Below are 19,651 nucleotides of genomic sequence, written 5' to 3'. Positions count from 1 at the left end.
GCACGGCGATATCCGCAAACGGGGCCGGCAGACATAGGCGCTCGGCCACGGCCGCGCAAACCCTTCGCAGAAGCAGTTAATGCCTTCTTAACGCAGGAGAGGCCAGCTTAACGTTTGGCCTCCCGACTCGGGGTGAACCATGGCGGTCTCTGATCGACCTCGCCTTGCGCTTCTCGCGCTCGTCCTCAGCGGCGGGGTGGCCTTTGCCGCGCCGCTTCATGCAGCCGAGGCTGTCGATCCGGTTGCCAAGACAGGGATGCCGTCGAGCGACGCGGATGCCTCCTCCGATCGCTTGAAGGATGCAGCACCCTCCGATCCGGTCGCTGCCGACGCGTTGCGGGTCGAGCCATCGAAGAGCGAGGCCTCCAAGGGAGAGGGCGCCAGCGACGCGCCGCTGCCGACCGGCGCCACCGCCTACGCCTCAACCGATACCGATACGCCCCTCGCCTTCCCGCTGCCCGACGCCTCCGCTTCCCCGGCCGCGCCGGTGCCCGAGGTGCCGGACCCGGCCCGCGCGATGTTAGCCGGCGATACCGATCTCGGTCAGCTCCGCCAGGCGATCGACCTCTATCGCAAGGGCAAGTTCGCGGACGGTGACCGCCTGCGTGACGGCTTCAAGGACCCGGCCGCCCGCGCACTCTGCGAATGGGTGGCGATTCGCGCCGGAACCGGCGTCGATCTCCGGCGCATCACCGCCTTCCTGCGCGACAACCCTGGCTGGCCAGCGGGCCCGCTGGTGCGTCGCCGCGCCGAGGAGCGGTTGCTCGTCGAGAAGAAAGATTCGGCGCAGGTCCGCGCCTATTTCGCCTCCTCCAAGCCCGAGACAGCACCGGGCAAGCTCGCCCTCGCGCTGGCCTTCAAGGCCGATGGGCTCGATTCCGACGCTGCCGATCTCGTGCGCGACCTCTGGCGCAACGACAGTTTCGGGCGGAGCTTCGAGAGCAAGGTGATGGAGGCCATGCCCGGCATCCTCACCACGATCGACCACCGCACGCGCATGGAGCGCGCCCTTCTCAAGGAGGACTGGGAGATGGCCGGCCGCGCGGCCGGCTATGCCGGCGGCTCCTATGCCAGCCTGGTCAGGGCGCGTCGCGTGGTCGAGGCCAAGGGGGCGGGTGCCCCCCAGGCGCTCAATGCCGTGCCGCCGTCCCTGCGCAACGATTCCTCCTTCATGCTCTCGAGGGCGCAATACTATCGCCGTGCGGACAAATTCGAGGAGGCGGCCAAGATCCTCGCGGCGGCTCCGACCAACCCGGACGTGCTCGTCGACGGCGACGAATGGTGGGTCGAGCGGCGCATCGTCGCCCGCAAGTTGATCGATAAGGGCGATGCGAAGACCGCCCTGGCGATCGCGAGCGGCCACTCTGCGCGCACGGTCGAAAAGCGCATCGAGGCTGAGTTCCATGCAGGCTGGATTGCCCTGCGCTTCGCAGGCGATGCGAAGACCGCACAGGCGCATTTCGCCAAGGCCGCTCAGATCGCCGAGACGCCGATCTCGATTGCTCGCACCGCCTATTGGGAGGGTCGTGCCGCCGATCAACTCGGCGAGGCGGGCGAGGCCAAGACCTTCTACGAGCGCGCCGCCGCGCAGCCGATCGCCTATTACGGCCAGCTCGCCCGCGCCCGACTCGGCCAGTCGAACCTCGACCTGCGCCGCGCCGCCGATCTCGACGGCGATGCACGCAAGGCCTTCGACGATCGCCTGTTCGTCCGCGCCCTGAAGCTGCTCGCAGCCGCCTCGATGAAGGATCTGGCGCTGCCGCTCTACATCGATGCGGCGAAGTCGCTAACCAACGAAGGCGAACTGAACGCGCTTGGTGACGTCGCCACGCAAATGAAGGATGCCCGCGCGCTGGTGGCTTTGGGCAAGCTCGCCACACAGCGTGGCCTGGGGCTGGACGTGCACGCCTACCCCACGATCGGCATCCCCGATTACGAGGCCTTCGTCGCGGTGCCGCAGGTAGAGCGGGCCATGGTGTTCGCGATCGCGCGGCAGGAGAGCCAGTTCGACCCGCAGGCTCAGTCCGGCGTCGGGGCACGCGGCCTGATGCAAATGATGCCGCAGACGGCACAGCGCACGGCCAAGCGCGTCAGCACAAACTTCGAGACGGGACGGCTCACCAGCGATCCTGCCTATTGTGCGCGGCTCGGCCAGGCACATCTTGGCGAGCTGATGGAGGATTGGCGCGGCTCCTACATCCTCGCCTTCGCCTCCTACAATGCCGGCGGTGGCAACGTGAAGAAGTGGATCGACGCCTACGGCGATCCGCGCAAACCCGGCATCGACCCGATCGATTGGGTCGAGCGCATCCCCTTCACCGAGACGCGCAACTACGTGCAGCGGGTGATGGAAAACCTGCAGGTCTATCGCAACCGCCTCGCCGCCAAGGGCGACGGCCGCAGCACGCTGCTGATCGAGCAGGACCTCGCTAGAGGGGCGCGGCCAGGGGCGAGTGCCGAGGCGGTTCCCGTCGCTCGGTAAGCCAGGCGGCCGGACTCGTCAGGCCGACGCGGCCGTCTCGTCAGGAGCCCAGTTCGCGAGCGTCATCACCGTCTGCAGCAGCACGTTGGCTCCGGCGGTGCAGTGGTCCTCGGTGGCCCATTCCGATTCGTTGTGGCTGATGCCGTCGCGGCAGGGCACGAAGATCATCGCGGTGGGCACCTTCATCGCGACGTTGCAGGCGTCGTGTCCCGCGCCCGAGATCATCCGGCGCGAGGTCAGGCCGAGAGCCTCTGTCGCATTCGCCACCGCTCCGACGATGGCGGGGTCGAACGGGATCGGTTCCTTGCGCCAGATGCGCTTGAAGTCGCTCGTCAAATTTCGCCTTTGCGCGATCTCGTCGACGCTCGCGCGCAACTCGGCCTCGATGGCGTCGAGCGTTTGCGAGCGCGGATCGCGCAGGTCGAGGGTGAAGGCCATGCCGCCCGGTACGACATTGCGCGAGGGCGCCGCGATCGTCGCCTCGCCGATCGTCGCGACGGCGCTCGGGCCGTGGGCCAAGGCGATCCGCTCCGCCGCCAGGCAGAATTCCGAGAAGCCGAGCAGCGCATCGCGCCGGCGCATCATCGGCGTCGTGCCGGCATGGCTCTCGAAGCCGGTGATCGATCCGTCGAACCAGGAGATCCCCTGCCCGCCCTCGACCACGCCGATCGCCGTCTCTTCAGCCTCCAGGATCGGCCCCTGCTCGATATGCAGTTCGACGAAGGCGCCGAACTCGCGGTCGCCGACCCGCTCCTCGCCGACGCTGCCAATGGCCTGCAGCGCCTCGGCGACCGTGATGCCGGCCGCATCGCTACGCGCTAGGATTTCATCGCTCGTGTAGTCGCCGGCAAAGACGGCGGACGCCATCATGGCCGGGGCGAAACGCGAGCCCTCCTCGTTGGTCCAGTTGATCAGAAGCAGCGGCGCCTCGGTCTCGATGCCGGCCTCGTCGAGGGTGCGCATCACTTCGAGGCCGGCGAGCACCCCGAGGATGCCATCGAACCGGCCACCCGTCGGCTGGGTGTCGAGATGCGACCCGAAGGCGATCGGCTTCGCGCTCGCGTCGCGGCCGGGCCTCAGGGCGTATTGCGTTCCGAGATCGTCCGTCGAGACGGTGAGGCCAGCGGCCTCGCAGGCCCGGCGGAACCAGTCGCGCACCTGACCGTCGGCGGGTGAGAGCGTGAGGCGGTTCACGCCGCCCGCCTGTCCAGGGCCGAATTGCGCGGTCTCGTGGATGGTGGCCCAGAGCCGCGATCCGTCGATCCTGAGATTGCTGGTCATGCCGCTCGTCTGTGCTGTCGGGCTGGTTGGGATCACTGCGTCTGTTTTGCCTCGGCGTGATCCTGCTGGCGGTCGACCTCGTCGCGAATCCCGTGCCCGGCGAGCACGATCTCGCCGATGAAGGCGGCGATGGCGCCCACGGTGCAGACCAGGGCGATGCCGAAGCAGGCAAAGAGGACCGATGTGGTGGTGGCTTCGCGCAGGACGCCGACGAACAGGGTCAGCACTGCGATCACGGTCATGATGCCGCCGGCGCAGGCGAGCAGCACGGCGACGTCCAGCACGAAGGAGCGCCGGCGCAGGAAGGTGAGCTGCGCACTGAGCCGGCGCGCCTCCTCCGGGCCGGCGCTGCGCAGGCCGATTGCGGCGGCGTCGACCTTATCCGCGACGCGACCGAGACGCGTCGAGAACACGTTGAGCAAGGTCGCCAGCGCCGTCAGCAGGAAGGCCGGGGCGAGGGCCACCTGGATGATGTGGGCGATGTCGTCGGGCGCGAAGACGGAGGCGGGCATGGCTCGCAGATAGGCCATGGCGGGGCGCGCTCAAACAGGCCCTATGATGCGGTTCGACGTTGCACGACGCGTGAGCGGGCGGATCATGTTCCAGGTGATGTTCCAGGGCGATCTCTTTGCCGATTACTTCCAGATCTACCTGCACGACGAGGATCACCCGGAACTGCCCGACGATTACACGGACGAATCGATCGCGCGGCGCCTGATGGCGGGACCGCACGGGCTGATCCTCCATACAGCGCGCAACATGACCGTGCCCGTCTGCGTCGAGTGGCATGCGAGACGGCCCGAGCCGGAGCTCGACGCGTTCCAGCACGTCGCCGAAGCCGGCATCGCCTGCCCGACGGGGCGCCTCGTCCTGGCTGGGCTGACCGACGACGTGGCCACGGCGCCGCGCCTCGCCGTGAGGCCGGGTCCGATCGCGGCGCGGGCGAGCTTCGCCGGGCTCGATACCCTCGACGAATCGGGGCTCGAGGGCGACGACCGCTACCTCCTGCAGCTCTGGCCGGCGCCGATGGGGGGGGGCGTTGACGTGCTCAAGGCCTGGCGGGACGTGTGAGTCGGTGTCCGGCGCCGCCGGCGAGGCATCCGGCGAGATAGGTCGCGAGCATCAGCAGAGCGGTGTCGACCCAGAGGCCCGCCTGCCCGGGCACCGTTTGCGAGACGGCGAGACCGCCGAGGATGGCGAGGAGCGCCACGAGGGAGGCGGCGGAGATCAGGCTCGCACGGCCGCGCGGCAGGCCCATCAGGGCGCCGATGCAGATGCCGAGCAGCAGCGCGCCGGCGAGGCCGGGCCACAGGGTTGAGGCAAGGAGGGTCATGAGCGCAGCGCCAAGCCGATGCCCTGGCGGTCGCTGAGCGGCGCACCGCCCTGCGTCGCCATCGCCCGATCGGGCGGGACGCCCGCTTTCAGGAGATAGTCGACGATCGCCGCCGCCCGTGCGGCGGCGAGGTCCGGCGCGGGTTCCGGATCCTTGGCGGGGTGAGCCGGCTCGGTTGAGGAAGCCGCGGTCGTCGTCTTGTCGGCCGCCTTGCCAGCACCAGCCGGCTTCGCTTTATCCGACGCTTTAGATTTGTCCGCTTTCACCTTGTCTTTCTTGGTTTTTTCTGCAGCTGCTTCAGGCAGCGTCACGGGCTTCGGCGGCGGGGTACCCGCGGGATCGAGATGACCAAGCACCTCGACATGCTCCGTCCGGCAGGCCTTGGCGATCTCGGCGACGGCATCGAGCACGGGGTAGAAATCCGGCTTCAGCTCGCTGCTGCCGGGTGCAAATCGTAGGGTATGGCCGGCCACGCGCTCCGAGAACAACCGAGCGCAGGTCGCGGCATCGTAGGCGGGCTCGGCGTCGCGTGAGGACACCGTGGCCGTACTCTGCCAGCCGGGCGGCAGCGCCCGCTGCAGGTCGTCTCCGACGCGGCGCGCGCTCTGCGCGTAGAGACTCTCGCCGGTCAGCCGGATCGAGGCATCGGTGAATTCCAGCTCACCGCTCGCGAGCGTCGAGAGCGGTCCGAGGGAGCCGGTGAGCGCGGTGACGAACTGGGCCGGGGCACCCGACGAGATTCGCGAGCGGTCGACGATCGTCTCGCGCAGGAAGCGCAGGCGCAGGGCGGCGTTCAGGCGCTCGCGGGCCGCGCGGTCGGGCAGGTAGCCCGAGAGGGTCACACGCCCCGCCTCGCGCCGGATGCGGAACGGGTAGGGCGAGATCGGCCTGAACTGGAGGTCGACCGATCCGGCGGCGACGCCGGCCGGGCGCCCGTCGCGCATCGCCGTCTCGGCTTCGCCGGCCGCTTCCTCGTCGAGCGCGACGCCGGAGATCGAGAGGCGGCCCCGCTCGAATCGGACCGAGCCCTGGCGAATCAAGCCTGCGAGCCGAATCGCCGCCTTGGTGAGTTCGGTAGGGTCGATCGCCGGATCGAGCCCGCGGGCGGGCAGCAGGGTGTCGCCGACCTTGGCGCGTGTTCCGGTATCGGGCGCGTCCCCCGCCCCGAGCGATGTGGCCATCGCGACCGCTTCGGTCCGCGCCGCCTCCGAGACGACGTTGCCGCCGAGCGTGATGGCTCCGTCCGGCCTGCGTTCGACGACGAAGCGGAAGTCGTCGACCCGCGGCGGCACGATCCCGGTCGTATCGAGCGTGAAGCCCTGCGGCGGCCCCGCGGAGAGAGCGGCCTCGTAGGCTGCCGGGTCGATGGCCTCACCCCGTATCGACAGCGTGGTGCCGCTGACCGCCGCGACGGCACCGGGCGCGAATCCGCGGAGGGCGCCGACGAGATAGGTAGCGGCTTCGGCGAATCCCTCCGGACCGCCGCGTGCCGCCCTCGCCCGGTCGCGAAGGGTCGCATCGGGCGGCAAGGCGGAAGCGAGGCGCGAGGCCAGCGCAGCCGCGCCGATCTCGACCGGGCGGTGACCGCCGGTCTCGATCCGGTCCGGCGCGGTGCGTGTCGCCGTCCAGTCGAAGGGCGAGATCGTTTCGATCAGACCGGTGCGGTCGTCGAGCCGCCTCAGCGCCGGGATCGCCCTGAGCCGGGTGAGCGCCGCGTCCCGCGAAGCGGCATCCGCGGTTTCGCCGAGCGCCAGCAGGTCCCGACCCTGCACCTCGACGCGCAGCCAGGGTTCCGGCTCGTCCCCGATCGCCGCGCGTACGATGGCGGCACTTTCCTCACGCAGCGCGTCGTCGATGACGGGTGACGTCACCACCGTCGCACCGGCCCAGAGCAGGGCGAGGACCGGCAGCCCGGCGAGCCAGCCGATGCGGTGTCGCAAGAGGGATGGAGGGGGTGCGGAGGTCACGGGCCTTGGGAACCCTCGATCGCGGCCGGGCCGGCAAAGCGGGGTAATGGCGCGAGCCGTGCTCCCCTTTCACGTCGAGATGAAGGCTGTGCGGCATCCGGGCACAAAAAAACCCCGGCCGAAGCCGGGGTTGGAGGTTCGTCGATGGTTGGTCTGCGAGACTTAGAAGTCGCGCTGGACGCGGACGCGAGCCTGGAAGGTGTCCTGGCCGGAGACCAGGCGGCCCGTGTCGGTGTTGAGCACGCGCTGACCGTTGAGGGTGTCGACGCGGATGTACTGACCCTCGGCACCGATATCGAGGTCCTTGACCGGCGACCAGATCAGGCTCGCACCGGTAACGACCTGGGAGGTGTTGACCAGGGTCGAGGTTGCCGTCAGAGCCGCCGGGTTGGCGCTCGGCAGGCCAGTGATGCCCGTGCCGCCACCCGCCAGACCGCGGAGGGCTGCCGTTGCGCCGGCCGGCTGATGCATCTCACCGTACGAGCCGTACACGGCCGAGCGCCACTGAGGCGTCCAGTAGTGCAGGTACGATGCGACGACCGTCCAGCTGCTCGACAGCTCGAGCCTGCCGGTGACCGGGTTGATCACGGCGTCGTTCATGTAGACGTTCCACGGGCCACCGCTGACGATGCCGGTCGCCTGGGTGTAGCGGCCGATATACGAGGTGTAGCCGGTGTAGTTGGCAGCGCCCTCGCCGTAAGCGCCCTGCAGGTACAGGGAGTCGCCGGGGGAGATGAACGGCAGGTTGAACTTGGCGCCGCCCTGGATGGCCCAGCCGTAATCGGTCTGCGTACCAGAGGTGATGCCGCGAGCTGCGAGTGCCGCAGCGGCACCGGCAGTCGTGATGGCCGCCTGGCCAGGAGCCGTCGTGATGGTGCTGGTGAAGCCGCCGGTGTTGATGTCCTTCACAGCACCCGAGATCTGGAGCGAGCCCCAGGGCTGATCGTAGCGCAGGGCGCCGACGAAATCGGGCATGCGCGAGCGCTGCACGACGTCCACGTAGCCGACGTTCGCAACCGCACCGGTCGGACCGAAGTTCAGGATGACCGGGGTCGGAGCGTTGGTGCCGATACCGAAGAAGGTCTGGCCGATCGCGCTGGTCACAGCGGAGTTGCTCGGGAGCGAGCCGCCGTTGGAGAAGATCGGGTTCTTGCGGAAGTTCGGATCTTCCATCGAGAGCGTCGCCGAGAAACCTTCACCGAAGGTCTTGGTGTAGGCGAACAGGTTGGTCGAGGCCTGGTCCGAACCGAGCGACGAGCCGATGATCTCGAAGTCGTGGGCGTAGAAGTCGAAGAACGAGGATGCGCGACCAGCGGTCAGGCCAGCGAACTGGATGAAAGCCTTCTCGGCCTGCACGTAGTCCTGCACGCGGTTGAACGAGTCCTGGCCGGTTCCGAAGTAACCGTTGCCGATACGGGCCTGGGTGCCCGAAGCCATCTTGCCCTCACCGGTGGCGCTCGCAGCCTCGAGGCGGGCGAAGGCGCGCAGGGTGCCGTAGTCGGTCTGGGTGCGGGCATCGATGTTGATGCGCAGCAGGCCGCGGAACTGGGAGGTGTCACCGCTGGTGCGACGGTTCGGGCTGGTGTTGATGCCGGCTTCACCACGCGCACGTCCCGAGACGCGCAGGCAGGTGTCGGTGCCGGGAATGTAGAAGAAGCCAGCGCCGTAGGCGCCGCAAACACGAACGTACTCGATCGGGGCGGCCTTCTTGACCGGGAGATCGGCTGCCTGTGCCCCTGCGACCGCGGTCAACCCCGCCGCCGATCCCAGGAGAAGGCTCTTGATGAGCTTCATTGTGGAAACCTCCGAAAGTTTCGAGACCCTTGGGAGCGGACTTTGTTGGTGGCCGCGATGTCCCCCCAGAGGAGCGCCGCGACCTCGTCCTTTTTCCCTTAGTGGTTCGGCCCTCCCCGCAGAGGCATCGGCCAGACCAGCAACGAGGTTTTTTTCTCTGCTGCCGAGCTACCATGCGGGAGCGTGACCGCACGAGCAACAGACTTCGGCGTCGTAGAGCCGTTGCAAACTGGCTTCCGCAAAAGCTGTTGCGCGCCAGCAACGCTTTGTTCGTGCTGGAAAACAACTTCTGCTGTGCAGATGCGCCGTTCTGCAACGTTCTTCTTGGCGATGCACCCGCCGTTGCCGATGACCTGACCTCCGGAAAGATCAGTCGCGGGATACCGCGAGTCGAGAATGGACGACGTCTTCAGAGCAGACTGGCTCAGGAGGCCTGGGACTCGCGCAGCATTTCGAGGGTCAGCCAGCGGTCCTCGGCCGCGGCGTGCTCGGCCTGGGCCGCGGCCAGCATCGCGCTGGCCTTCTCAAACCGGGCCGGGTCGCGGGCGTAGAGGTCCGGGTCGTCGAGGACGCCCTGCAGGCGGCCCATCGCGGTCTCGAGTTCATCAATCCGGGCCGGCAGCGTCTTCAGCTCGTGCTGTTCCTTGAAGCCGAGCTTCTTTCGCGAGGATTCGGCGGCGCGGGGCGCGGAGGGCTCCGTGGCGACGCGTTCGCGGGCCGGCACGGCGCGGGCCTCGACGCCCTTGCCCCGCTGCGTGAGCATGTCGGAATAGCCGCCGGCATACTCGGTCCAGCGGCCCTCGCCTTCCGAGACCAAGACGCTGCCGACGACCCGGTCGAGGAAGTCGCGGTCGTGGCTCACGAGGATCAACGTGCCGGAATACTCGTCGAGCATCTCCTGCAGCAGGTCGAGCGTCTCCAGGTCGAGGTCGTTGGTGGGCTCGTCGAGGACGAGAAGGTTGGAGGGCTGCGCCAGGGCCCGGGCGATCAGCAGCCGGTTGCGCTCGCCGCCGGACAGCACCGAGACCGGTGTCCGCGCCTGTTCCGGCGTAAACAGAAAGTCCTTCAGATAGCCGATGACGTGGCGGCTGTGCCCGCCCACCATGATGCTGTCGCCGCGTCCGCCCGTGAGCACGTCGGTCACCGTCATGGTCGGCTCCAGAGTGGCGCGGGCCTGGTCGAGAAGCATCATCGACAGGTTGGTCCCGAGTCGCGCCACGCCCGAATCGGGAGCGATCTTGCCGGTGAGCAGGTTCACCAGCGTCGTCTTGCCCGCACCATTCGCGCCGACGATGCCGAGCCGGTCGCCGCGCGTCACCCGGATCGAGAGGTCCCGCACGATGGCGCGCTCTCCATAGGTCTTGGAGATGCCCTTGGCCTCGACCACCAGCGTGCCTGAGGCCTCGGCCTCCACCGTGGTCATGGTGGCGGTGCCGACGGGTCGGCGGTCGTCCCGGCGCTCCTTGCGGAGCGCATGCAGGTTGCCGAGGCGGCGCACGTTGCGCTTGCGCCGGGCGGTGACGCCGTAGCGCAGCCAGTGCTCCTCGTCGGCGATCTTGCGCTCGAGCTTGTGCCGGTCGCGCTCCTCTTCCTCGAAGAAATTGTCGCGCCAGGCCTCGAAGGCGGAAAAACCCTGGTCGATCCGCCGGGTCACGCCGCGGTCGAGCCAGATCGTGGACCGCGACAGGCCGGATAGGAACCGTCGGTCGTGGCTGATCAGGACCAGGGCGGCGCGGATCCTGGAAAGCTCGCCCTCGAGCCACTCGATCACCGGCAGGTCGAGGTGGTTGGTGGGCTCGTCGAGCAGCAGGATGTCGGGCTCCGGCGCCAGCGTCTGGGCCAGGGCGGCGCGGCGCGCCTCGCCGCCGGAGAGCCGCTTCGGATCTTCCTCGCCCGTGAGCCCGAGGCTCTCGACGAGGTAGCGGGCGCGGTAGTGGTCGTCGCCGGGAGCGAGACCGGATTCCACGAAGTCGAGCACGCTGTCGAAGGCGGAGAGATCCGGCTCCTGCGCGAGATAGCGGATCGTGGTGCCGGGCTGCAGGAAGCGCTCGCCGCGGTCGGGTTCCACCAACCCGGCGGCGATCTTCATCAGTGTCGACTTGCCCGAGCCGTTGCGGCCGACGATGCATGCGCGTTCGCCGGGCGAGATCGCGAGTTCGGCCGACTCGATCAGCGGGGTGCCGCCGAAGGTCAGCGCGATATCCTTGAGGGCGAGAAGCGGAGGAGCGGCCATGGCCGGGGCTTAACCCGGCGCGGGGCCGTGACGCCAGAGCGCTTCAGGCGGTCGGGTTGGCCGGGCCGGTCGGGGTCGGCTGCGAAGGCGGCGGCAAGGGAACCTCGACCGGTGTCTCGCCCGGCGATTCCGAGGGTGTGCCGCCGGGGATCTCGGGCGCGGGACTGGGCGATGGCACCTGCGGCGGATCGTAGGGCGTATCCGGCGGCGTTTGCGGGGTCGGGGTCTCCGGAACCGGTTGCTCCGGGATCGGACCAGGATTCGACATACGCACTCCAGCGACGCTGACGGCGAGGCGCGCAGCCGGCGCCTCCGGGTCCGACGCCAACGGGACCGGGGGGGCGTTGTTCCGAAGGACTATTTCTTGGTGAGGAGCTTGGTGCCCTCGTCGCCGACGATCCGCTGGAGCTTCTCCGCGAAGAACGACAGCAGCAGCGGCAGGCGGACTTCGAGCCGCACCATGTCGGGATGGACGTCGACCTGCCCGTCGACCTTCTGGCCCATCGCGCCGACGCCGAAATCCAGCCGGTCGCCTGTCCAGGCCAGGGTCTCGACCTTGAGGCCGCTCTTCTCGAGGAGGACCCGGCCCTTCTCGGTCCCGTCGGTGAGACGGCGCTTGGCCTCCTCGAGGCCGAGTTCGTGCGGGATCTCCATCACCAAAGGCTTCGCCATCGCTCGACGCAACTCCCGTATCCGCGCGCCGGCCGTCGGGCCGAAGCATGCCCCGAAAATGGGAACCGGCCGGCGTCATGACAACGCCGACCGGTCAGGTCCTCGATGGGGTGCTGGTGTCAGGCTGGCGCGATCAGCGCACCACCGACATCGAGACGTAGCTGGTGCCGGTCATGCCGATGGCACGCGCGGCACCAGCTGCCAGGTCGATCTGGCGGCCGCCGACGAAGGGGCCACGGTCGTTGATGCGCACGACGACCGAGCGGCCGGTGGCGTTGTTGGTCACGCGGACGCGGGTGCCGAAGGGTAGGCTGCGATGCGCGGCGGTCAGGCCGCCCGAGTTGAAGCGCTCGCCGCTGGCGGTGCGATGACCCTGGAAGCCGGGACCATACCACGAGGCGTTGCCGCCCGATGCGTGGCGGACATGGCGCGCGCGGTGTCCGAAGCGGCGGGCGCGGGACGCATGCAGGCGGTGGCGGTGATGCGCATGACGCGCGAAATGGACGTGATGTCCGCGAGCGTGGAAACCGGCATGCCCGGCGCGGGCTTCGGCAGGTGCCGCCAGCGTGAGAGTGGCGAGCACGAGGCCGAGACAGGCCACGGCGCTCCGAGTGACAACGTTCATATGCGGTCGCTTTCCCTTGTTGTTGCGATCGCCGCGGAAAATGAAGCGGAAGGCGGCCAAATTGCGACGCGCATGTTGCGTTGCGGCAAATTGGCCTGATAGGCTATTTGGCAGACTAGACGCGCGCACGGCGTCGACAAGTATTGATAACTATGGGGTTGTTTTGTCTGTGCGACGCGGCGGTGTCATTCAGCTTGGTGGGGAAGCATTCATCCGCCGCTCGTCCGCATTGGGCGATTACTGATGCGCATGCGTGATGATGGTTCCACGGTTGCGCGGAATGCGGGGCTTGGTTTCGCGAGTCGCGTGACGTCGCTGCCGTTCCGGCACCCGGCAAAAACTGCAGCCCCAATTCGACACGTCCCGTCGAATTTTAGGGGAACCCGCTTTTTACCCTAGCTGGGCCATTGTCCGGTGGTCAGTCGCGTAACCGGTGTTTGCCATGGCTTCCCCGCGTACCGCGGTCGCCGGCGCCACCGCCCGGGTTCAGGTCTCGCGTTCCGGGCGGGCAGCGTCGGCGCCGCGGATGGGTCTCGCACCCTCCGTCCAGCGTCATCCCACCACTGTTCCGCTCGACGAGATCCTGGTCGGCGATTGCATCGCCTCCATGAACTCGCTGCCGCCGTCGAGTGTCGACTGCGTCTTCGCGGATCCGCCCTACAATCTCCAGCTCGGAGATGCAGGCCTGCTGCGTCCCGACCAGAGCCGCGTCGACGCCGTCGACGACGACTGGGACAAGTTCGCCACCTTCGAGGCCTACGACGCCTTCACGCGCGAATGGCTCAAGGCCGCACGCCGCGTGATGAAGCCGAACGCGACCCTCTGGGTGATCGGTTCGTACCACAACATCTTCCGGGTCGGCAGCGCGCTTCAGGATCTCGGTTTCTGGATCCTTAACGACATCGTCTGGCGCAAGGCCAACCCGATGCCGAACTTCCGCGGCAAGCGCTTCACCAATGCGCACGAGACCCTGATCTGGGCCTCCCGCTCGGCGGATTCGAAAGGCTACACCTTCCATTACGACGCGCTGAAGGGAGGCAACGAAGACCTCCAGATGCGCTCGGACTGGTTCATCCCGCTCTGCACGGGCGAGGAGCGCCTCAAGGGCGCCGACGGCCAGAAGGTGCATCCGACGCAAAAGCCCGAGGCCCTGCTCGCCCGCACCCTGCTCTCGGCCACCAATCCCGGCGACGTGGTGCTCGACCCGTTCTTCGGCACCGGCACCACCGGCGCCGTCGCCAAGCGCCTCGGCCGCCGCTTCATCGGCTGCGAGCGCGATACGGTCTATGCCGAGGCCGCCCGTGCCCGCATCGATGCGGTCGAGCCGCTCTCGACGGCGGCCCTCACCATCGCGACGCCGAAGCGTTCGGAGCCGCGCATCCCGTTCCTGAGCGTCCTCGAGGCGGGCCATCTGCGCGCCGGCGAGACGCTGATGGACGACCGCCGCCGCTTCAAGGCGACGGTGCGGCCCGACGGCAATCTCAGCGTCGGACCGGTCCAGGGCTCGATCCACAAGGTCGGCGCGCTGGTGCAGGGCCTTCCGGCCTGCAACGGCTGGACCTTCTGGCATGCCGAGCGAGCCGGAAAGCTCGTCGTGATCGACGACTTCCGCAGCGCTTATCGCAGCGCGAACGCTTCGGCCGAGTAGCCAGCGAACGTCTGCGCTCAGGACGGCAAAACCCTCTCCCCTCGCCGGGGTGAGGGTTTTTGCGTTGCGCCATCAGCGCTTGCGTGTCGCCTTCGGCGGCTTCTTCACGATCCGGGCGAGGTCGGAGGGGCGCGAGCGCGGCGGCTTTTGGAGCGGAGCGCGTCGCGGCAGCGGCTCCGGCTCGAAAGGCGTTGCGAGATCCGCGGGTTGTGCCGTGACCGACGGGGCCATGGCGACTTTCACGTCGAGCGCGTGCGCGAGCACCTTTTTCATCACACCCGGCAGCGGCTCCGCGTCGAGCCCCGCTCCCGGCGTGAATCGCATTCCTGCCGGTGCGCCCGTCCCGGCCGCGACGCGCGCCGAAAACACCGTCAGCTCCAGAGGGAAATGCGTGAAGACGTGCTTCACGATGCCCGGCAGCCGCTTCCAGCGGGCGTCGAGCGGCGCGTCGAGCAGGCCCTTGGCAGGATCGTAGTCCGGCGCCCAGGCGCTGGTCGGCGGCTCGGCCATCGCGCCGAGCAGGCCTTCCGGCGAGCGCGTGCGCAGCAGGATCGCCTCGTCGCCGGCCCGCACCACCACGAAGGCCGCGCCCTTCCTGAGCACGCCCTTGTCCTTCTTGATCTTGCGCGGGAACGTCTCCTGCAGTCCCGCGGCGCGGGACTGGCAGGGCGTCATCCAGGGGCAGAGCGCGCAGGCTGGGCGCTTCGGGGTGCAGATGGTTGCGCCGAGATCCATCACGGCCTGGGCGAAGTCACCGGGCCGTGCGTGCGGCACGAGGTCGAGGGTCAGGGCGCGGATCTCGTTGCGTGCCGCCGGCAGCGGAGTCTCGATAGCGAACAGCCGGGTCATCACCCGCTCGACATTGCCGTCGACGGCAGCGGCCGGGCGGGCGAAGGCGATCGCCGCGATGGCGCCGGCCGTGTAGGCGCCGATGCCGGGGAGCTTGCGAAGCCCCTCCTCCGTATCTGGGAAGGTGCCGGCCGCAGCGACCGCCTTCGCGCAGGCGTGCAGGTTGCGCGCACGCGAGTAGTAGCCGAGCCCCGCCCAGGCCGACATCACGCGCTCCTCCGGCGCGGCGGCGAGCGCCGCGACGTCGGGAAACAGGCTCAGAAACTTCGAAAAATACGGTTTGACCGCCGCGATCGTGGTCTGCTGCAGCATCACCTCGGACAACCAGACGCGATACGGGTCCGGCCGTTCGCCCGGCAGCGCCCGCCACGGCAGCACGCGACGATGGCGGTCGTACCAGACGAGGAGATCGGAGGCGTTCGGGCGGGCAGGCGCGCGGAGAGTCTGTGCGGGCGCGGGCATGGGATTGGTCTTATCGGCAGCGCGGGTCATGGCAAAGGCGGCATCGTCGCGAGCCGAAAAAGTTCGCGCTCCGTGTCGGGAAAGCGCGCGCTCGTTCGTCTTATCGAGGTGTGATCGAACGCAGCGAGGAGACCCGCATGCCCTACGTCGATGGTTTCGTGATCCCGGTGCCGAAGGACAAGATCGAGGCCTACAAGGAGCTGGCCCGCAAGGCGCGCGAGGTCTGGATGGAATACGGCGCGCTGTCTTTCGTCGAATGTCTCGGTGACGATGTGCCCTACGGCGAACTGACCTCGTTCCCGCGCGCGGTCCAATTGAAGATGACGAGGTCGTCGGCTTCTCCTGGATCGTCTACGAATCGCGAGAGAGCCGAGACGCGGTGAACGCCAAGGTCATGGCCGATCCGCGCATGCAGCCAGGCCCCGACATGCCCTTCGACGGCAAGCGGATGATCTTCGGCGGGTTCGTGCCGTTTCTCGACTTGTAATGATCTGCGAGCGTCATTCCGGGTTCGCCTTCGGCGCCTCGGAATGACGTCGAAAAAAAATGGTCTGGCTTCCGTGACCTTCGGTTAAGCGACGTGCAGCCTGCCTTGCGCTATGATCGGATGGTGGCGCGTCGCGCCGTTCTGGGATGGGTACCAACCCTTCATGGCCCGGGCCAAACCGCTCGCCGAACTGATCGAAGCCTGTATCGGGCCGGCTTTCGCGGCCCAGGGTTTCGCCTCGACCGACATCCTCGCCGCCTGGCCGGAGATCGTCGGCGAACGGCTCGCGCGCGCCTGCCAGCCGGTCAAACTCGAATGGCCGCGCCAGAAGCGGGCCGACCCGACGAGCCGTGCCGAATCCGGGACGCTCGTAGTTCGGGTCGAGGGGGCTTTCGCGCTGGAGCTCCAGCATCTGCTGCCGGTGGTGATCCAGCGCATCAACGCGCATTACGGGTGGGCCTGCGTCGGCCGCGTCGTGATGAAGCAGGGTCGCGTCCACTCGGGCCTGCGCCGGCCCGCGGCAGGCGTGATCGATCCGGCGCGGCGGGGCGAGGTCGCCCTAGCGGTCTCGCGGATCGAGGAGGACGGCCTGCGTGACGCCCTCGACCGTCTCGGCATTGCCGTGTTGGCCTCTGCGCCGGTCCGGCGCTGATGCCGCGCGGCTTGCCTTCGCTTGTCGGCAGTTCTACCGCACGCAAATAAGGACCGTTTAGTCCGAGCGGAGCTTGCCATCGCCATGATTACCCGGCGCGACGTTGTGAAAATCACTGGTCTCGCGGTCGGCGCGGCCGCGCTCCTGCCCCGCCTGTCGGTTTCGGCGCTGGCCCAATCGGCCGACACCGCCGCCCTGATGGAAGCCGGGCCGCTCGGTGACGTCTGGCTCGGCCCGGCGGACGCCAAGGTCACGATCATCGAATACGCCTCGATGACCTGCCCGCACTGCGCGCATTTCCACAAGACGACCCTGCCGGTGCTCAAGGAGCGCTACATCGATACCGGCAAGGTGCGCTTCACCCTGCGCGAATTCCCCCTCGATCCGCGTGCCACGGCCGGCTTCATGCTCGCCCGCTGCGATGGCAACGAGAAGTACTATCCGGTCACCGACCTGCTCTTCGACCAGCAGGAGGCCTGGGCCTTCGTGCGGCCGCCGGTCAATCCGGTCGACGCCATTGAGACGCTGCTGCGTCAGGCCGGCTTCACCAAGGAGAAGGTCGAGGCCTGCCTCGGCGACAAGAAGATCTTCGCCGGCATCAACGCCGTGAAGACCCGTGCCCTCGACGTGCTCAAGGTCGAGTCCACGCCGACCTTCTTCATCAACGGCCAGAAATTCGCCGGTGCCATGACCATCGAGGACATGGAAAAGGTCATCAAGCCGATCCTCGGAGCCTGATCGGGGGCCTCGCCGACGGCGGCTCGAAATTCCAAAAATCTGCTGATTTTGTAATGACTTGAAGGAAAGCGTGGCCGCCTTGACTCACAAGGGGGGCAAAACTATGTTGCGCCCCGTTCGAAGGGCGGCCGAACGGTTCCTTCGCTTCCGCCGGTGTGAGTGGCCTCGTGAGCGGCAACGAAACAGGGCGTGGGGGCGAAGAGTCCAAATCAGTCCCCGGCAACGATCTCTCCGAGAGGCTGAAGCGTCTCGAGACGCAGCTTGAACGGAAGCGGCCTGCAGCCGGTCCCGACGCTTCGGCGCGGTCCGGTCGCACCGACGGCTCCTCCATCGGGCAGGCCATGCGGCTCTCGACGGAATTCGTCGCGGGCGTGATCGCCGGCGGGATCCTGGGGTGGCTCTTCGATCGTCTCCTCGGCACTGCGCCGTGGGGGTTGGTTGTGTTCCTCGTGCTGGGTTTCATCACGGGGATCTACAACGTCATGCGCCTGAGCGGGTTCACCGGGCAGGCGGGCGGAAAAGACCCGCAATAGGGCATTTTGCGCCGAAACGACGCCGGGGGTCTTGAGACTCGGGGCGCATCGTGTATGGCCACGCGCACAGAACGGCGTGGTCGCCGGCACGAAGGACAAGGGGCGGAAGAAGGCATGGCGGGCAGCATCGACCCGGCGCACCAGGTGGCGTTGCGACCGGACCCGATCCATCAGTTCGAGCTGCATTCGCTCGTGCCGTTCGGGCACATCGGCAATCAGCAGATCGCGTTCACGCAGTCGGCGCTCTACATGTTCGCCGCCGTCGCGGTGATCGCGCTGATCACCATCGTCGCGACCGCGTCCCGCTCGGTCGTCCCCGGCCGCATGCAGTCGCTGGCCGAGATCTTCTACGAGTTCATCGCGGATACCGTGCACCAGGCTACCGGCGATGCCGGCAAGCGCTTCATGCCGTTCGTGTTCTCGCTCTTCATGTTCGTGCTGATCCTCAACCTGTTCGGCATGATCCCCTATGCCTTCGCAGTGACCAGCCACCTCATCGTCACCTTCGGCCTCGCCTTCCTGGTGATCTGCGTGGTGGTGGGCTTCGGCGTGATGAAGCACGGCACCCACTTCTTCGGCCTGTTCGTGCCGTCGGGCGTGCCGAAGCCGCTGCTCGCCCTGCTGGTGCCGATCGAGATCATCTCTTTCATCTCGCGTCCGATCAGCCTCTCGGTTCGTCTCTTCGCGAACGTGCTGGCTGGACACATCGCGATGAAGATCTTCGCCTTCTTCGTCGTCGGCCTGCTCTCGGCCGGTGCCTGGAGCGTGCTCTCTCCGCTGCCGCTCTTCCTGACGATCGCGCTGACCGCGCTCGAATTCCTGGTCGCGGCTTTGCAGGCCTACGTCTTCGCGACGCTGACCGCGATCTACCTCAACGACGCCCTTCACCCCGGCCACTGAGGCCGGCTTCTCCCGCCCTCACGAACATCAGATCAAGGACTCAGGAGCTTCTTATGGATCCCGTCGCTGCGAAGTACATCGGTGCTGGTCTCGCCTGCCTCGGCATGGCGGGTGCGGGCATCGGCCTCGGCAACCTGTTCGGTCAGTTCCTTGCCGGCGCCCTTCGCAACCCCTCCGCTGCCGATGGCCAGCGCGCCACCCTGCTCCTCGGCTTCGCGCTGACGGAAGCACTCGGCATCTTCTCGCTGCTGATCGCGCTGCTCCTGCTCTTCGCCGTCTGATTTTTCTGGGGTCTGCCGTTTCGGGTTTCGGTCCGGAACGGCAGGTCTCCTGACAGACGCGTAGACGCTCCGCTCGTCGGAGCCGGAATACTCCGTCACCGGACGAGGCCATGGCCGAGCACAACGCCCTTACGACACCGCCCGCCAATTCGGACGTGAAAGCCGTCCCGGCTCACGGCGCTCATACCGAGCAGCCCTCGCATGGCGGCGCCTTTCCGCCCTTCGAGACCCATACCTTTCTCTCGCAGCTGATCTGGCTCGCCCTTGCCTTCGGCCTGCTCTACTACCTGATGTCCAAGGTCGCGCTGCCGCGCATCGAGGGCATCCTGCAGTCGCGCGCCGACCGCCTGGCCGCCGATCTCGACGAGGCGCAGCGCATGAAGTCCGAGGCCGACGCCGCCGGCGCCGCCTACGAGAAGTCGTTGCGCGACGCCCAGAGCACCGCCCAGGGCATCGCCCAGGAGGCCCGCTCGAAGCTCGCCGCCGAATCCGACAAGCGCCGCAAGGACAAGGAAGCGGAGCTCAACGCCAAGATCGCCGCCTCCGAGACGACGATCCGCGAGAGCACGGCCCGCGCCATGGGCAATGTCCGCGAGATCGCGGGCGAGACCGCCGCGAGCATCGTCGAGCGCCTCACCGGCCATGCGCCGGACAAGGCCAATCTCGACCGCGCTCTCGACGCCGTCCATTAAGATACTCGCTCGTAAGGACTTG

19 protein-coding genes and 1 pseudogene are annotated in these 19,651 nt (G+C 67.9%); 10 read left to right on the top strand and 10 right to left on the bottom strand.

Going from position 1 to position 19,651, the window contains the following annotated elements; all coding sequences use genetic code 11:
* The first annotated feature begins 139 nt into the window (after positions 1 to 139).
* Positions 140 to 2,482 carry a lytic transglycosylase domain-containing protein gene (locus HCU64_RS12835; RefSeq protein ID WP_233384351.1) on the top strand — a complete coding sequence of 781 codons (2,343 nt, stop codon included), beginning with the start codon at positions 140 to 142 and terminating at the stop codon, positions 2,480 to 2,482.
* Positions 2,483 to 2,500: 18 nt separating this feature from the next.
* Here the strand turns inward: HCU64_RS12835 and HCU64_RS12830 are convergent, their stop codons facing one another.
* Positions 2,501 to 3,763: a Zn-dependent hydrolase gene (locus HCU64_RS12830; RefSeq protein WP_233384350.1), complete on the bottom strand. Its 1,263-nt coding sequence runs from the start codon at positions 3,761 to 3,763 to the stop codon at positions 2,501 to 2,503.
* A gap of 32 nt (positions 3,764 to 3,795) precedes the next feature.
* The gene (locus HCU64_RS12825) at positions 3,796 to 4,293 is read right to left on the bottom strand and encodes a DUF2721 domain-containing protein (RefSeq protein WP_233384349.1); all 498 of its coding nucleotides are present in this window, start codon (positions 4,291 to 4,293) and stop codon (positions 3,796 to 3,798) included.
* A gap of 52 nt (positions 4,294 to 4,345) precedes the next feature.
* Between HCU64_RS12825 and HCU64_RS12820 the strand changes: the two genes are divergently transcribed.
* Complete coding sequence (locus HCU64_RS12820; protein WP_233384348.1) at positions 4,346 to 4,834, top strand: hypothetical protein; 489 nt, start codon at positions 4,346 to 4,348, stop codon at positions 4,832 to 4,834.
* Here HCU64_RS12820 and HCU64_RS12815 read toward each other — a convergent pair.
* The 7 genes from HCU64_RS12815 to HCU64_RS12785 all read right to left on the bottom strand — a co-directional run bounded on the left by HCU64_RS12815 (position 4,812) and on the right by HCU64_RS12785 (position 12,231).
* Positions 4,812 to 5,096, bottom strand: coding sequence for a hypothetical protein (locus HCU64_RS12815; protein WP_233384347.1), 285 nt, complete (start codon positions 5,094 to 5,096; stop codon positions 4,812 to 4,814). The genes HCU64_RS12820 and HCU64_RS12815 overlap by 23 nt on opposite strands.
* The gene (locus tag HCU64_RS12810; RefSeq protein ID WP_233384346.1) at positions 5,093 to 7,063 is read right to left on the bottom strand and encodes a flagellar motor protein MotB; all 1,971 of its coding nucleotides are present in this window, start codon (positions 7,061 to 7,063) and stop codon (positions 5,093 to 5,095) included. The genes HCU64_RS12815 and HCU64_RS12810 overlap by 4 nt, the downstream gene beginning before the upstream one ends.
* Before the next feature lie 162 nt (positions 7,064 to 7,225).
* Complete coding sequence (locus HCU64_RS12805) at positions 7,226 to 8,857, bottom strand: porin (protein WP_233384345.1); 1,632 nt, start codon at positions 8,855 to 8,857, stop codon at positions 7,226 to 7,228.
* 424 nt (positions 8,858 to 9,281) lie between these two features.
* On the bottom strand, positions 9,282 to 11,090 hold the full coding sequence (locus tag HCU64_RS12800) for an ABC-F family ATP-binding cassette domain-containing protein (protein WP_233384343.1): 1,809 nt from the start codon (positions 11,088 to 11,090) through the stop codon (positions 9,282 to 9,284).
* 43 nt (positions 11,091 to 11,133) lie between these two features.
* The gene (locus tag HCU64_RS12795; protein WP_233384775.1) at positions 11,134 to 11,358 is read right to left on the bottom strand and encodes a hypothetical protein; all 225 of its coding nucleotides are present in this window, start codon (positions 11,356 to 11,358) and stop codon (positions 11,134 to 11,136) included.
* Positions 11,359 to 11,447: 89 nt separating this feature from the next.
* Positions 11,448 to 11,762, bottom strand: coding sequence for a polyhydroxyalkanoic acid system family protein (locus HCU64_RS12790; protein ID WP_233384342.1), 315 nt, complete (start codon positions 11,760 to 11,762; stop codon positions 11,448 to 11,450).
* Between the two features lie 133 nt (positions 11,763 to 11,895).
* Positions 11,896 to 12,231, bottom strand: a complete 336-nt coding sequence (locus tag HCU64_RS12785) for a septal ring lytic transglycosylase RlpA family protein (protein ID WP_442785965.1) — start codon at positions 12,229 to 12,231, stop codon at positions 11,896 to 11,898.
* A gap of 598 nt (positions 12,232 to 12,829) precedes the next feature.
* On the opposite strand from HCU64_RS12785, the gene HCU64_RS12780 reads away from it, so the two are divergent.
* Positions 12,830 to 14,035 carry a site-specific DNA-methyltransferase gene (locus tag HCU64_RS12780; protein ID WP_325169972.1) on the top strand — a complete coding sequence of 402 codons (1,206 nt, stop codon included), beginning with the start codon at positions 12,830 to 12,832 and terminating at the stop codon, positions 14,033 to 14,035.
* Between the two features lie 72 nt (positions 14,036 to 14,107).
* Here HCU64_RS12780 and mutY read toward each other — a convergent pair whose 3' ends face one another.
* Positions 14,108 to 15,346 (bottom strand): A/G-specific adenine glycosylase, encoded by a 1,239-nt coding sequence (mutY, locus tag HCU64_RS12775; protein WP_233384735.1) that lies wholly within the window; start codon positions 15,344 to 15,346, stop codon positions 14,108 to 14,110.
* 137 nt (positions 15,347 to 15,483) lie between these two features.
* Between mutY and HCU64_RS12770 the strand changes: the two are divergent.
* The 7 genes and pseudogenes from HCU64_RS12770 to HCU64_RS12740 all read left to right on the top strand — a co-directional run bounded on the left by HCU64_RS12770 (position 15,484) and on the right by HCU64_RS12740 (position 19,629).
* Positions 15,484 to 15,833 (top strand): annotated as a pseudogene (locus tag HCU64_RS12770) (DUF1428 domain-containing protein).
* A 163-nt stretch (positions 15,834 to 15,996) separates the two neighbouring features.
* Positions 15,997 to 16,485 carry a DUF721 domain-containing protein gene (locus HCU64_RS12765; protein ID WP_233384340.1) on the top strand — a complete coding sequence of 163 codons (489 nt, stop codon included), beginning with the start codon at positions 15,997 to 15,999 and terminating at the stop codon, positions 16,483 to 16,485.
* 84 nt (positions 16,486 to 16,569) lie between these two features.
* Positions 16,570 to 17,223 carry a DsbA family protein gene (locus HCU64_RS12760; protein ID WP_233384339.1) on the top strand — a complete coding sequence of 218 codons (654 nt, stop codon included), beginning with the start codon at positions 16,570 to 16,572 and terminating at the stop codon, positions 17,221 to 17,223.
* Between the two features lie 167 nt (positions 17,224 to 17,390).
* Entirely contained in the window at positions 17,391 to 17,756 is a 366-nt protein-coding gene (locus HCU64_RS12755) for an AtpZ/AtpI family protein (RefSeq protein WP_233384338.1), read from the top strand.
* Between the two features lie 144 nt (positions 17,757 to 17,900).
* The gene (locus tag HCU64_RS12750) at positions 17,901 to 18,656 is read left to right on the top strand and encodes a F0F1 ATP synthase subunit A (protein WP_233384734.1); all 756 of its coding nucleotides are present in this window, start codon (positions 17,901 to 17,903) and stop codon (positions 18,654 to 18,656) included.
* A 53-nt stretch (positions 18,657 to 18,709) separates the two neighbouring features.
* Complete coding sequence (locus tag HCU64_RS12745) at positions 18,710 to 18,937, top strand: F0F1 ATP synthase subunit C (protein WP_007566773.1); 228 nt, start codon at positions 18,710 to 18,712, stop codon at positions 18,935 to 18,937.
* A 110-nt stretch (positions 18,938 to 19,047) separates the two neighbouring features.
* Positions 19,048 to 19,629: a F0F1 ATP synthase subunit B family protein gene (locus tag HCU64_RS12740; protein ID WP_233384337.1), complete on the top strand. Its 582-nt coding sequence runs from the start codon at positions 19,048 to 19,050 to the stop codon at positions 19,627 to 19,629.
* Positions 19,630 to 19,651 lie beyond the last annotated feature (22 nt).

Source organism: Methylobacterium sp. C25, from assembly GCF_021352225.1.
Taxonomy (GTDB): Bacteria; Pseudomonadota; Alphaproteobacteria; order Rhizobiales; family Beijerinckiaceae; genus Methylobacterium.
The sequence above is the reverse complement of the archived record's forward strand: the minus strand, read 5'-3'. Positions and strand labels throughout refer to the sequence as shown.